The sequence below is a fragment of the Hyphomicrobium sp. genome (assembly GCF_020852195.1).
GTDB lineage: Bacteria > Pseudomonadota > Alphaproteobacteria > Rhizobiales > Hyphomicrobiaceae > Hyphomicrobium_C.
The window spans coordinates 19,856-33,408 of the sequence record NZ_JADZBI010000123.1 but is presented as its reverse complement, the minus strand read 5'-3'; the positions used below and the strand labels follow the sequence as shown (position 1 = coordinate 33,408).

11 protein-coding genes are annotated in these 13,553 nt (G+C 60.1%); 3 read left to right on the top strand and 8 right to left on the bottom strand.

From position 1 onward, the window contains the following. Positions 1–1,700 (top strand): autotransporter outer membrane beta-barrel domain-containing protein (locus tag IT540_RS09815; RefSeq protein WP_291176520.1); only part of this gene is annotated, 1,700 nt, incomplete at its 5' end. Positions 1,701–2,181: 481 nt separating this feature from the next. On the opposite strand, the gene IT540_RS09810 is transcribed toward IT540_RS09815, so the two are convergent. The 4 genes from IT540_RS09810 to IT540_RS09795 are packed head-to-tail and all read right to left on the bottom strand — an operon-like array spanning position 2,182 to position 6,211. After that, positions 2,182–3,216: a 2-oxoglutarate and iron-dependent oxygenase domain-containing protein gene (locus IT540_RS09810; RefSeq protein ID WP_291176516.1), complete on the bottom strand. Its 1,035-nt coding sequence runs from the start codon at positions 3,214–3,216 to the stop codon at positions 2,182–2,184. Between the two features lie 46 nt (positions 3,217–3,262). Then, the gene (locus IT540_RS09805) at positions 3,263–4,333 is read right to left on the bottom strand and encodes a putative urea ABC transporter substrate-binding protein (RefSeq protein ID WP_291176511.1); all 1,071 of its coding nucleotides are present in this window, start codon (positions 4,331–4,333) and stop codon (positions 3,263–3,265) included. Further along, complete coding sequence (locus tag IT540_RS09800; RefSeq protein ID WP_291176508.1) at positions 4,330–5,217, bottom strand: hypothetical protein; 888 nt, start codon at positions 5,215–5,217, stop codon at positions 4,330–4,332. Before IT540_RS09800 ends, IT540_RS09805 begins: the two co-directional genes overlap by 4 nt. Positions 5,218–5,254: 37 nt before the next feature. Next, positions 5,255–6,211, bottom strand: coding sequence for a LysR family transcriptional regulator (locus IT540_RS09795; RefSeq protein ID WP_291176503.1), 957 nt, complete (start codon positions 6,209–6,211; stop codon positions 5,255–5,257). A 268-nt stretch (positions 6,212–6,479) separates the two neighbouring features. Here IT540_RS09795 and IT540_RS09790 point away from each other — a divergent pair, with 268 nt between their 5' ends. Both IT540_RS09790 and IT540_RS09785 read left to right on the top strand, forming a co-directional pair. Then, positions 6,480–6,974: a hypothetical protein gene (locus IT540_RS09790; protein WP_291176499.1), complete on the top strand. Its 495-nt coding sequence runs from the start codon at positions 6,480–6,482 to the stop codon at positions 6,972–6,974. Between the two features lie 84 nt (positions 6,975–7,058). Next, positions 7,059–7,508, top strand: coding sequence for a flavodoxin domain-containing protein (locus IT540_RS09785; RefSeq protein WP_291176495.1), 450 nt, complete (start codon positions 7,059–7,061; stop codon positions 7,506–7,508). 19 nt (positions 7,509–7,527) lie between these two features. On the opposite strand, the gene IT540_RS09780 is transcribed toward IT540_RS09785, so the two are convergent. The 4 genes from IT540_RS09780 to IT540_RS09765 form a co-directional block, all read right to left on the bottom strand. After that, positions 7,528–9,048, bottom strand: a complete 1,521-nt coding sequence (locus IT540_RS09780; protein ID WP_291176492.1) for a PLP-dependent aminotransferase family protein — start codon at positions 9,046–9,048, stop codon at positions 7,528–7,530. A 318-nt stretch (positions 9,049–9,366) separates the two neighbouring features. Continuing rightward, a complete protein-coding gene (locus IT540_RS09775; RefSeq protein WP_291176491.1) occupies positions 9,367–10,731 on the bottom strand; it encodes an FAD-dependent oxidoreductase in 1,365 nt (454 codons plus the stop codon). Between the two features lie 17 nt (positions 10,732–10,748). Continuing rightward, positions 10,749–11,054 (bottom strand): ferredoxin family protein, encoded by a 306-nt coding sequence (locus IT540_RS09770; RefSeq protein ID WP_291176489.1) that lies wholly within the window; start codon positions 11,052–11,054, stop codon positions 10,749–10,751. An 85-nt stretch (positions 11,055–11,139) separates the two neighbouring features. After that, entirely contained in the window at positions 11,140–13,281 is a 2,142-nt protein-coding gene (locus IT540_RS09765; RefSeq protein ID WP_291176486.1) for a molybdopterin-dependent oxidoreductase, read from the bottom strand. Positions 13,282–13,553 lie beyond the last annotated feature (272 nt).

Genomic DNA, 13,553 nt, shown 5'->3' with positions numbered 1-13,553 from the left:
GCCTCGGCTCCGGCACGAACACGATTCACAATGAACTCGCGGGCCTGATGATCACAGATGATGACATCCGCCTCTTAGACACCAACGCGCCGCCGCCGGCACCAAATCTTCTGACAAACGACGGGGCTTTCGAAATTGGCGGTCTCGGCAAGCTCAAGACGACGGCGCTCTGGGGCAACTTCGTGCAAACTAGCTTCGGCAGCCTGCCTCTGGATATCGATCTCAACACACAGACCACAGACCTGATGAACGTTACGGGTACGGCGGTGGTTGGTGGTAGCGGGCGGCTTCTGTTTCACAGCATAGATCAAGCATTCACCGAATATACGATCATGACCGCCGCTGGCGGAATGACCGACGATAACTTCGAGCCGTTCACCAATCCACCTGCGGTCGGCTTCAATTTCATGACTCGCGTCGACAGCTTAACCGATCTTGTTCTGTTCGCCGAAAAGCCGGCCTTTGAGGACTTGCTCGCGGGCTCGGGCGTCACAGATCCGAACGTGTTCCGCATGGGGGCAGGCTTAACGGATATCGAGAACGCAATTGCGATCGATGATCCGTTCAATCGCCTGATCAATCTCTTGCGTTTCCAGCCAGACGAGGAGGCCCTGGGTCTCGCCATCGTCACGCTGACGCCGAGCGCGGCACCGCACGTGTTCGAGTTCGCCAAGCGCCGGCTCACCTCATTCCTAGACGCAACGGACGAATGCCCTGAACTGCCGACCGCGGCAGGTTTCTACAGCCGCCGTGGGTGCATCTGGGCCGCTGGACGTTACAGCGCCTACGAGCGAGACGATGTGCTCGGCGCTCCCGAAACGGACGACGAGTATCGTGCCTTCACGGTCGGCCTCCATGCACCGGTGTCGGACGCTTTCGGCATCGGCCTCGGATTCGAGACCGGTAACGGATCGTCGGACAAGGCGTACAACGGACTGCATATCTCGAACACGGATACCGAGGTGAACCAGGCGAACGTGACGATGACGTATCGCAGCGGCCCGTTCGGCATGAGCCTCTCTGTCGGTGGCACGAGGAACGACTTCACGACGCGGCGTGTGGTCAAGATCGACGGCTTCGAGCAGACCTACTCGGAGTACGAGGGAATCCAGGACACCCAGGACCAAGATTTCATAATCGACGAGCACGCCATCTTCACCGACAAGACGATCGCATTTGACGGCATCAATGGTATCGCGGTCGGCGGTTCAGAGCTGTGGGCTATTAATCCGCGCTTGCACCTATCGTACGCTTTCGGAAAGCCGATTTTCCAGATGACACCTTACGTAGATATCGATGCCTACTTTGCGCGCATCGATCGCTATGAGGAGACGGGCGTCGGCCTCGCCAACCTGGCATTCCCGAAAGTGACGGAGCGCCTGGTTACGGTGACACCGGGCCTTGAGCTCTCGACGGAAATGCAGTTTTCCGAAAGTGGCTTCGCACGTAGCTTCGTTCGAGCTGGCGTTGCACTCAACCGCAGCGACGAGTGGGAGACTAAGACTCAGTTCAGGGCCTCTCCAAACGGTCTTTCGGATATCCGCATCACCGAACCGTTCGACGCCGCCGTAGCTAAAATCGACGCAGGGATCCAGCTCATGGATATCTCAGGGGCGGAGGTCGGCGTAACGTACTCAGGCGCATTTAGTGAGACCACGACACAGCACGATGCGACAGGTAGCGTGCGCTTCCGCTTTTGAAGCATCATGAAGCGGAATCACAGTTCCCGCAAACGTTGCTGAGCGCCGAGCGCTGCTTCAACCGTCTCTGACCCATCGGAATCATCTCCGTGTTGCCGGGGTCGCCACGCACTAGGTCGTAAGTGGGGGTCGGATACCGGTCCCTGGCCCCACGAAGGCCAAGAGCGTCCGTCAGGTCGAAATCCTGCGTCACGGAAGCTCTTCGCGCGGACGAACAAGATTCCTGCCTTACGCGCTTCCTCCTCGCAGGTACAAGAATTGCATAGCTTTTGGTTTCCTCCATCACGAGGTGGCCATGCGATTGCTCGGACAAGTGGCTCTGAAATTCGTCCTGGTCGTCGGAAAGCTCTTCATGTTGCGGGTATTCGCCAGCGGGCCGATAACGCGTCAGGACGAGGTCAAGCTCAGAGCGTATATGGCCGCCGAGCCTTCAATCTGGGGCCTCCGATCCCGGGGCGCCTCCGATGATGATCGCGCCTGATCAATATTTCTGCTGCGCTTCCTGGCCGAAAGACGAGAGCGGGGCCGATCCCTCCGGCAGTACGATTTCGCCACGGGCGCGGCGCTCCTTCAGATACGTGAAGCTTTGCATGGTCTGGGCGAACAGATGCTCCCCGGCCTTGAGCGACTTGCGAACCGGCCTTTCTCCCTTGGTAAACCGCGGGAGCGGCGCAACGACGGTGTCATAGTCGGCGGCGAAGAACAGCGGGAACGAGTAGCGCTCCTTTGAGACCTTGCGCACGCGATGCGATGTGGCGACGAACTCGCCGTTGGTCCAGATCTCCATCATGTCGCCGATGTTGACGACGAAGGCGCCGGGCACCGGCGGCGCGTCGATCCACTCGCCGGCGCCGTTCATGACCTCGAGCCCGGGGCACGTCGAGCGCAGCAGCGTGAAGCACGCGTAGTCTGTGTGCGCGCCGATGCCGGGGCGGTCCTCTGCGCTCGAATCGAACGGATAGTGGATCAGCCGGAGCTGGCTCGGGGGCTTGGTGACGTAACGATCGAAGAACGTCGGCTCTTCGCCGATTGCCATGGCGAACCCGCGCAACAGCACGCGGCCCAAGTCGAATACGGCCTTGTAGTAGGCATCCACGGCGACCGCAAAGCCGGGCATATCCGGCCATTGGTTCGGCCCGAGCAGCGGGTTGCCGGCGACATAGTCCGGATCGTCGGCGGGCAAATCTATCGAGAGGTCGTAGGCCTCTTTCTTGTCCTTGCTGCCCGAGGCAAATACCTCCTCGCCCTCCGGCACGTAGCCTCGGTGGTTCTTGGAATTGCCGATGTAGACCTTCATTTTCTCGTCGAAGGGCAGGGCGAAGAACCGCTTGGTCGCATCAAGCACACCCTCGAAAAGCACCTCGTCGACGCCGCCACCGGTCACATAGACGAAGCCGACGTTGCGCGCGGCCTTGCCGAGCTCCTCGGCTACCGCCTGCTGCTCGGCGCGTGTGCCGGTGCGCAGCTTGGTGATGTCGACCAGCGGAACGCTGGAAAAGTGTGCTGGATTGCTCATCGTGGTCCTCATGAAGATCGTGACGCGGATAGGAAGCGCCCGTTGCCTAGAGCTTGTTGTCGGCAGCCATTTGCGTGAACGTGTCGTCGATCCTGAGCTTGACGTTCGACGCATCACCGAGGGTGCTTCCTGGAAGCGCGATGCCGATCGCGTCCTTGGTCTTGGCTGAGGCGCCCATGAGCCCGCTGTCGAAAGTGAAGGTCCGGATCTCGTCCATCGCCGTCACCAACTCGGGAGACCGAGAAAAAGCGGCTGCTGCGGCGGGTTCGTAGAACGATGTTGTTTCAAGCTGGGAGTTCAGGCTTTCAACGGTTGTGCCGGACATCTCGGCCATGTACTTGCGCGCCGCCGCTGACTTCTCGTCGCTGCCTTTGATGACCTCGATTGCCTCGAACCACGCGCCGGTCAATGCTTTCCCAAGCTCGGGGTTCTCATTCAACGTCTTGGTGTTGACAAGGAAGCCATCGACGAGGTCTCCGGGAATCTCCTTGGAATCGAAGACCACGCTGATATCGGGCAGCTTCTTCAGCTCGACATAGGCCGGGTTCCACGCCACCACCGCGTCGACATCCGGTGTTTGGAAGGCAGCAATGAAATCCGCGTCCGAGATGTTCTGAAGCTTGACGTCGCCGACGTCGACACCGTGCTTCTTGAACGCAAGCGCCAGCATGTAGTGGGAGATCGAGTACTGCACGAGGTTGAGCTTCTTGCCTTTGAGATCGGCAATCGTCTTGCCTTTCCCTTTGAGCACGATGCCGTCGTTTCCATCCGAGTAGTTGCAGGCGATGAGAACGGTCGTATCGACACCGCCCACGGCCGGCAGCGTCAGGCCATCCATGATGGTCGACGTCACGCCGTCAAACTTGCCCCCCGTGTATTGGTTGATCGCTTCGATATAGTCGTTGACCTGCGTGACCTCGATCTTGATGCCGTACTTCTTCGCCCACTTGTCGATAATGCCGGCATGCTCGGCGTAGGGCCATGGCATGTATCCGGTGTAGACCGACCATGCGATCTTGAAGGTCTTCTCGGCGTGGGCCGGCGCCAGCGATGCTGATGTGACGAGAACTAGCCCGCAAGCGCAGGCTACAAGGTGCCGGACGACAGGTGCGATCATGAGGCTCTCCCGGTCTCTGAAAAAACTAGGGGTGATCCCGCCTCGTCGACTTCCGATCCCTGGATGGTCTTGTTCGGCGCGCCGACATCGAGGTCGACGATCGCCCAGCGGCGCGTGAATGCCGTACCGTCGTCGGCGAGATCCGAGACGGCGACGCTCGTGTGGTCAGCGGCGAACGACGCCGAAAGGTTCGTCCCGACCCGGTAAGGCAAGCTCGAACGCTCGATGGTCCAGTGGTCACCGCTGACATGACCGAGCGAAATCTCGCAATCGAGAAGCGCCCGCGCCTCGCCTGCGGTGCTGTTGAGAACCATGTCCGGGAGCGAGCCATTGAAGGCGAGCGGCTTGGCGCGGTCACGGACATACATGAAGATGGCGCCGGCGCGGACGATGACCCCTTGGCGGCCGCCAGGATCCTGCAAGCGGGCCGCAAACAGTGGTGAAACCTCGCGGGCTGCGCGATGCCAGTGCTCGATGTAAGGGATGTCGCGTCCCTGCTCGACCAGAACGTCGTCCTCAAAAACGAGATATCCGGCGTCGCTGTTGGCGCTCGTGCACTGAAAATCGATGATCCGCTGCCATTCGAAAGCGTCGCCGGCGCGAACGAAACGGCCCGCAAAGCCCTCCTGGCGCGCGAGCCAGTGGAAATGGACCGGCCCGAGATCGTTGAGGCACGCGACGCCATCGAACGAAGGGGGATCGACCGGCTGGCGGAGATCGGCGAACAGCGTCGGTCCCTGCAGCCAGCCGGCAAACGTCGTCGTATCCCGGCGTCCGTCCGGCCAGACGATCAGCGAACGCGTCCACAGACCGAATGTATCGCTGATTTCCACCACCGCGGCTCCTCCGATCCAGGTCACGATGACCTGGATCAGTGTGTGCAAGTAGCAGTTATCGATCGATGGCGGTCATAGATTGAATCTATGACGTGGCGTGCTCGGCAACCTCCTCAGGCTGCAGATGCGCCTCGATCACGTCGAGCAAGGCTCGGGAGGGCGGGCTCAGCTCCTTGCCGCGCGTAATCAGGTAGACGTGGTAGGTCGGCAGAATATCGGCACGCAGCATCGGCCACAGCTCCTTGGCATCCACCGCGTCGGCAGCAACGACCGTCGGCAGGAAACCGACGCCGATACCGATCTGAATGAGCCGCTTGACCTCGTGCAAGGTTTCCGCCGAGCCGCCCACATGTTGGCCGAGGCCATAGCGCTGACGGAAGCTCGCCAGCTCCGCCGGCTCATCCTCTCCGGTCAGGATGAAGACCTCGTCGGTAAGGTCGGCTGGATCGTGAATGCCCTTGCCAAAAGCCGCGTGCGCCCGACCGCAATAGAGCTGCTGCCACTCGCGCATCAGCGGACGGTGAAACAGATCGGTGCTGGTGGCGCCGTCGCAGGCGATGCCAATATCGGCCGAGCCATCCTTGACCGACATCACAACCTCCCGCCACGGCGCAATGTCGAGACGGATCTCGACCTCGGGGTTGAGCTGATGGAAGGTCACCATCGCCTGATCGAACTCCGGCGAGACGAGATCCGAGATCACGCGCACGGTCACAATGCCTTGCAGGCGCCCGGAGGCGCGCGCGGCTTCGCCGGGCATTCCGGAAATGAGAACCTCGATCTCCTTTGCCGCGGTCAGGAAGGTCCTGCCGGCTGGCGTAAGCGCCACGCCCCGCGCGGTTCGAACGAACAGCGTCGCGCCGACGTGCTCCTCGAGGCGCTTCAATCCCGCGCTGACGGTCGGCTGCTGCTTGTTGAGCGCGCGCGCCGCGGTCCCGATGCCGCCCGAGCGCACGATGCCAAGGAACAGTTTGACGAGGTTCCAGTCGAGATTGCGCGCGAAGAACTGGCCATTCCTCGATGTGCCAAGTCGGTCCGACATGCGCTCCAAGGCCTTTCCAACTGAATTGCCGAGCATTTTACCCCAACCATATACTGCGCCGCCAGTCTGGGATGATTTGTCCGGAGCTCTCGATAATCCGGTCGGCGACATCAACCGCTTGCAGCGCTGGAGCTCGCGAGGGAACTGACCGGGAGGTCGAACCACTCCCGAACATATTGTTGAAAATTACGGTATAGTATATTAGTTACTGCGTCTTCATCCTGCCGGTTTGGTCGAGATCTCGGGCCGGCGAAGAAGGATAAGAGCTTTGACTGAGTGTCAGCATCCCGACTTGCCTCTATTGTCTGCATGGGACCTCAAGCCGATCGAACTCCTGATCCTGCACGTCTTGAGAACGCTCTGTGCAGGGCTCGAACACAACCAGTTGGTTTGCTGGATCCGCGCATTTGATACCGCAGAGGAACGCCTTGGTGCGATCGATGGCCCCATGGTCGTATCGGGCTGCGTATCTTTGCTTCGCGCCCTTCGCGCCGAGCGCGCGTGTGGCTTTGGCTCCATGTCGACGGACTGCGCCCACATCTCGGAGGACGAACAGGACTTGATGGCACTGATACGTGCTGGACGTTGCATGCAACACGGCGACACGCATCTGGCATCTGCCGTTCGCCAAGTCGCGACGAACAGCAACCCGTCCCGGCTGAACACTGCTGCACGTGCGATCGGCGCGCTGTGCATTCGTCACGACGGCCTGCAGGAAGTTGCTTCAAGCACGCCGCAACAACCTCCAACCCAACTGAACTGAGCATCGATCATCCATCGCATGTCGATGGGCGCGCGGCATCCTCACTCGCTCTCCTGAACCTCCATAAACGAGCCGAAAAAGCTTATGCAAATTCACTTTCTCTACGGCACCCAAAGCGGCACCGCCGAATACCTGTGTGACAAACTGAAGGACAAGGTGGGCGATCGTTTCGACTGCAAGGTATCAAGCATGGACGAGGTCGATCCAACGGCCCTTGACCCGGAAACATTCTACGTCTTGGTAAGCGCGACCTTCGGGAGCGGTGAGCTTCCGGATAGCGCTCAGTCGTTTTTTGAAACTCTGGAAGAGCGCAAACCCGACCTGAGTCGCATCCGCTTCGCGATATTCGGGCTCGGTGATCGGACATTCGGCGAGACGTTCGCCAACGGTTCAAAGATTCTGATGACGCAAATGCTGGCATGCAATGCGCAGATGGTTGGAGAACGGGGTCTGCACGACGCCTCCTCGGATGATCTACCGCAGCACGTTGCGGTGCCTTGGTTGATGGACGTTCTCAGTCAATTCTCCGCGTGACGGGTCAGAGCCCATCGCGCTATGCAGATTGCTGTCGAGAGAATACGACATAGGGTGTGAACTCTCGCTTCATATCCTCCAACAAGTCGGAGAGCCGGCCGACGGCGACCTCAATGTCTTTCTCCTTGACGGAGCTATAACCAAGAACGAGGAAATCACGACTGGAGCTGCCATCGAAGTCGTAGGCCGCGCCGCTTCCGAACGTATAGACTCCAACCCCCCTCAGGCGTGCACGCTGTTGGACAACTGCGGCGTCCGGCGACCCATGCGGCAAGCGCCAGGCCACATGCAGTCCGCCCTCATCGCCGGTGATGTCTGCACTGCCGAAATGCTTTGTCAGGCTGGATTTCAGGCAATCCCTGCGGCTCTTGTAGAGCTTTCGCGCGCGCCGGAGGTGGCGATCGTAAAGCCCGCTCTCGATGAACTCGGCCAGCACGGCTTGATCGAGCCAGGATTGCCCATGGTTCATCTGCGATTTTATGATGCGGGCGGTTTCAGCCAGTTCCTTCGGCACCACGGTGAATCCGATCCTGAGACCGGCACCCAGCGATTTCGAGAACGTGCCGAGATAGAAAACCCTCTGCCCATTGTCGAGGCCGGCGAGCGCGGTAATGGGGCGGCCATCGTAGCAAAAGTAGCTATCGTAATCATCTTCTATGATGACACTGTTCGTGTCGTTGGCCCACTTCAGGATCTGCAGTCGTCGCTCAAGCGACAGCGTGGCGCCTGTTGGATACTGATGGGATGGCGTAACGAAAACGACACCTCCGCGATCCTCCGGCAGCTTGTCGACGACAAGACCATTTTGATCGACGGGGATCGGATACAAGGTTGCGCCGAGGCCGCGGAACAGGAATGCGGCGCCCTGATAGCAAGGGCTCTCGATAAAGAACGGATGATGTTGCGTGTTGAGCAGCCGGCAAATGAGGTTGAGGCCGTCCTGCGAGCCACTGGTGACGATCACCTGATCCGCAGAGACAAGCATGCCGCGCGTGCGACCAAGATGGCTCGCAATCGCGAGGCGCAACTCGGAAAGACCGGCCGGATCTCCGTATTCGGTGAGATTTGATCCCGCCACCGAGAGCTTGCGCAGCAGTAGCCGGCGCCAGGTATCAAGAGGGAAGGTCTCCGGGTCAGAGCGCCCCACCCAGAAATCAATCAGCGGGTTCGCGACGTCGGGCCTGTTGAGGCCCGGAGGATGCACCGAAAAGCAAAGGATCGGGGACGGCAGATCGAGTTTCAACGCCTCGATCGAGCTTGGGCCGTTTGGATCGGTATTGAGCGACTCGTCGGGCAGCGCGCGGCTGACGAACGTGCCGGCCCGGCCACGGGACTCGACATAGCCTTCGGCAGCGAGCCGCTCGTAGACGAGGGATATGGTGTTGCGCGAGATATTGAGCTGCTCTGCAAGCTGCCGTGTGGGGGGCAGTATCATGCCGGGGCGAAGCCGCCCGCTCAGGATGTGGTTTCGGATCTGCTCGAACGCCTGCTCCTGCAGCGTCTCGGGAGCGCTCTTGTCAAAATTCAAGTTCAGTTCCAATGCATGCCTCCTGTATTGGACACACTTGGACCTTGTCTTTGGTTTGCGGCTGGCCGGACAAGGCACTCGACCGCCTAACGTTCGAGCGAGCAAGTTCCAGGCCACGCGAAAGCGCCGTGCACGATCCCCGCAGCCCTCCTGATTTCAATCGCTTAGAGGTCTGCCGATTTGAATTGGTGCTTGCCGATGGCGGTGGCTGCTGTGGTTGGCAATTGGGCACACCGCTCATTTTTTAGGAGACTATTCGCGTGATATCGGGTGTTGGCCTGCCGCTGGGCACGTCGCACTGCAAGCGATTATCCTCGGCGTTTACGTGGATCATGACAGCACTGCCAGCATTTCGCTGATGCGGGTGAACTTCTCGCGCGGCTTGCCTTTGATGCGGCCCCTTTCCACCTCTGCGGTATCGATATCGAACCAGTCGGAAAGGTGCACGACCCGAGGACAACGGCGCTCGATCATAGGAAGTAGAGCCCGGAGACCCGGCGCAGCCCTCGGCTCTTCCGCCATCAGATCAGACAGCACCGCGTCCACTGTTTCGATGCTGTCGGCACGGTTCGTGCCGATGATCCCGCTCGGTCCCCGCTTCAACCAACCGGTCACATAGAAACCCGGAAGGACGGTGTCTCCTTGCGTTACACGTCCATTGACATTGGGCAGCAAGCCTCTGCTGGCGTCGAACGGCATGCCGGGGATCGGGACACCTTTGTAGCCGATGCTACGGAACACCAATCCGCACGCAATATTCTCGAACTGCTGGGTTGGCGTTGCGATCTGTGCGAACGCCTCACCGGTCAACCGGTTGCGGACAAGCGAGAGCTGCTCGACCCGGTCGCGGCCAAGTAAGGCGCTCGGGCTGGCAAGGAAGCGGAAATGAATTCGGCGCGCACCCCGCTGTGGCACATTGCCGGTGAGCGACTTGAAAAGTCCCATATTCTTCTGAGCCGTCACGTTCGAAGGACTGGCGAGCTCCACCCGGCAGATCTCGGAGAGCTCCAGTTCTGCGGCATCGATCGTGGCGATAGTGCCGGTAAGCTGAGTGAGCTCCCGCAACTCCTTGGTCGTGAACTTCGCTTGTGCGGGACCGCGGCGACCAATGATATGGACCTCGCGAATCTCGCTCTCGGCCAGCGCATCAAGCGCGTGCTCGGCGATGTCGCTTATTGCGAGTTCATCAACGGGACGCGTCAGGATGCGGCAGACGTCGGCCGCGACATTTCCTTGTCCGACGATCGCAACGACGTCCTGCTTCAAATCGAAGATGCGATCCCTATAGTCCGGGTGGCCGTTGTACCAGCCGACAAATTCGGTCGCCGTATGGCTGCCCTTGAGATCCTCGCCCGGGATGCCGATGCGACGATCGTTCTGAGCGCCGCAGGCAAAGATGACAGCGTGATAGGCAGCCTTCAATGCGTCGATCGTGATGTCGGCCCCGACGGTAATATTGCCCAGGAAACTGAACTCCGGCGCGCGCGCGATACGTTCGAAGACCTGAATGGGTTGCTTGAGTTTCTGATGATCGGGGGCAACGCCGCTGCGGACGAGACCGAATGGCGTTGGCAGGCGCTCGAACATGTCGATGTGCACCGGCAGCGTGCTGCGCAGTAGCGCTTCTGCCGCGTAGAAGCCGCTGGGACCGCTGCCGACGATCGCGACTTGGAAGCTGCCAACCGTACCGTCCATCGTAGCTGCCCTCGGCTCTAGAAGCCGAGCGCGGCGCGCCGGGTGGCGGCCGTGGAGAGCGGCTGTTGGCGCGCGCGGATGACGGGTAGCACGAGTGATCGCTCGGCGTTGATGGCGATCCAGGTCGACATTTCTTCGGGGAGATCGATCACCTCGTAGATGGCGTGAACGGGGCACGCATCCACACAGGCACTGCAGTCAATGCAAACATCTGGGTTGATGTACAGCCGTGCCGCATCGGCGTGAAAACATTCGACAGGGCAGTGAGAGACGCAGTCTGTAAAACGGCAATCCTTGCAGTTTTCAGTTACCACATGGGGCATAGGTTTCTCTTTCTGACGTATTCGCCCAGCGGGGATGGATAAGGGAGCGCCCGCACGTTCTCGTGCGGGCGCTCCTATGTGTTGTTTAGACGGCGCTGATCTCGACGAGGTTGTCCGAATAGACACCCGCGTTCCCGAGATTGCAGTGGCGCGGCGCGGTCGTAGAATTGACGGCGCTTCCCGTGCGGTTGTGACCCGGCCAATGTCCGACGTTGGTCATCAGCATCCCGGCCATGACATCGTCGCTGAACTGCGCCTTGGCCTCAAACGCGCCACGCTCGTTGTAGACCTTGACGTAGCTTCCGGGATTGATGCCACGCGCACTTGCGTCCTTGGGGTTTATCAGGATCAGCTGCTCTCCCTGCCGCTTCTGCTGCATGGGCTCGTTCCCGTACTGCGTATTCAGGAACGCGTGCGGCTTGGGCGAGATGAGGTTCAACGGATAACGGAGGGCGTGAGCCGGATTGTCTACGGGAGACTCGCCGGGCGGAATGAAGTTCGGCACGGGATCGACGTAGCCGCCGGGCTGCATTTCCGCGTAGCCGGAACGCCAGACCTCGGCGACGAAGTTGCCCTTCTCGGCCAGGCTCGACTTGAACTCGCACTTGCCGGATGGCGTTTTAAATCCGCCTTGGGCGTGAGGCACGCGCTCCGAAGGCGTCCCGACATTGAGGCGCATCCAACCGCGCTCCTCGAGCTTCTCGATGGTGATGCCTTCGAACGCCGGCGCATCCCAGTTATAGCTCCGGACCACCATTTCCTCGTCGCTCAGGGAGAAATGGGGATCATTGAACCCCATCACTTTTGCCAGACGCCGGAACAGCTCCGCGTTGGAGACGCACTCTCCCGGCGGCGGGATTGCGGGTTGATTGAGCGAGGCGTAGAGATGCCCCCACGTGACCATCAAGTCGTAGACCTCGGCCTGCATCGCTGCCGGCAGGATGATGTCCGAATACTTCGCGGTATCCGTGATGAACAGCTCGCTTGTCACCATGAACAGATCCTCGCGCTTCAGACCTTCAACGATCTTGGAAGCGTTCGGAGCCTGCGAAACTGGGTTTGAGTTGTAGACGAACAGCGATTTGATCGGTGGATCGAGCTTCAGTTCGCCAGTCAGCGCGGCACCCAGTTCCAGTTCGTTGACGACGCGTGTTCCTGGTCGGATCCAGTCCGGGCGGCACATGAAATCGAAGTTGAAGGGGAACTCCCAGATCGGCATTTCGATGGTGCCGCCGCCCACATGACGCCAGGCTCCCGTTAGTGCCGGAAGCATGGTGATGAGACGGATGGCATCGCCGCCACCCGGGCTGCGCTCAACGGCAACGCCTTGGCGTATGGCAGAAGGCTGCGTCGTCGCGTACTCCCGTGCGAGCTTACGGATGTCCTCTGCTGCGATTCCGGTGATGGCCTCGACGCGCTCGGGCGGAAACTCCGCTGCTCGCGCCTTCAGATCCTCGAACCCGAGTGTGTATTTCTCGATGTAGTCGTGATCGACGAGGTCGTCCTCGCACATCATGACGTACATCATGCCGAGAGCAAGAGCGCCGTCCGTGCCCGGTCGTATCGGGATGTGCCAATCGGCTTGTTTGGCCGTTCTGGTCCGGATCGGATCGATAACAACGACCTTGGCGCCCTTGCTGCGCGCTTCAAGGATGAACGGCCAGGCATGAAGATTGGTGTTCACCATGTTCATGCCCCACACGATGATGTACTTCGAGTATGCGAGGCTTTCGACATCGAGGCCGCCGGTCGGTCCCACCGTCATGAGCCAAGCCGTTGACGATCCGGATTCGCAGTACGTTTTCTCGGCCACAGTCGAGCCGAGGCGATTGAAGAATGCGTCGCCCGACGTCAGACCATTGATCGTTCCTTGATGGCCGAGGTAGGCGTGAGGCATGATCGCCTGGGGGCCGTATCGATCGATGATCTTGGTCCACTCGGATCTGATGCGCTCGAGAGCTCTGTCCCAGCTTATACGCTCGAACTGTCCCGAGCCCTTGGGGCCAACCCGCTGTAGCGGATAAAGCAGACGGTCGGGATGGTAGTGATGTTCGGCGAAATTCTTGAGTTTGACGCAGAGACCGCCGCGCGTCATGGGATGGTTTGGGTCACCCGTGACCTCGACAAGCTTTCCATCCTCGACGTGATAGAGGAAGGCGCATGTGTCCGGGCAATCCTGGGGACAGGCACCCCGCACAATTTTCATCTCGCTGGTATGGGCAGACATCGGCATCTCCTAAGGCTGGATTGCGCCGAGTTGCGCCCATCGAAGTGTCGCCGGGCGCAACACGATTGGAGACCAGCCTAGAGCGCTCTTAAGCAACGCAAAGAGCCAGGATGGCTGTTTTCGTTGGCGCCAAAGTACAATCGCCGTGCCGCCGAGTGTTTCAGCCGCGTTGCTGCACGCCTGATAGTCAAAGCGGATGTGCAACTGCCTATTTGGCAATCAGTTCGCGGCGGCATGGAGAGTGCCTTGCCGAGACTCTCTTTCTCGGTTGC

Coding starts and splice junctions, on each gene's coding strand:
- IT540_RS09810 (WP_291176516.1), bottom strand. CDS start 3,216: ATGAGCAATCCAGCACACTTTTCCAGCGTTCCGCTGGTCGACATCACC.
- IT540_RS09805 (WP_291176511.1), bottom strand. CDS start 4,333: ATGATCGCACCTGTCGTCCGGCACCTTGTAGCCTGCGCTTGCGGGCTA.
- IT540_RS09795 (WP_291176503.1), bottom strand. CDS start 6,211: ATGTCGGACCGACTTGGCACATCGAGGAATGGCCAGTTCTTCGCGCGC.
- IT540_RS09785 (WP_291176495.1), top strand. CDS start 7,059: ATGCAAATTCACTTTCTCTACGGCACCCAAAGCGGCACCGCCGAATAC.
- IT540_RS09775 (WP_291176491.1), bottom strand. CDS start 10,731: ATGGACGGTACGGTTGGCAGCTTCCAAGTCGCGATCGTCGGCAGCGGT.
- IT540_RS09770 (WP_291176489.1), bottom strand. CDS start 11,054: ATGCCCCATGTGGTAACTGAAAACTGCAAGGATTGCCGTTTTACAGAC.
- IT540_RS09765 (WP_291176486.1), bottom strand. CDS start 13,281: ATGTCTGCCCATACCAGCGAGATGAAAATTGTGCGGGGTGCCTGTCCC.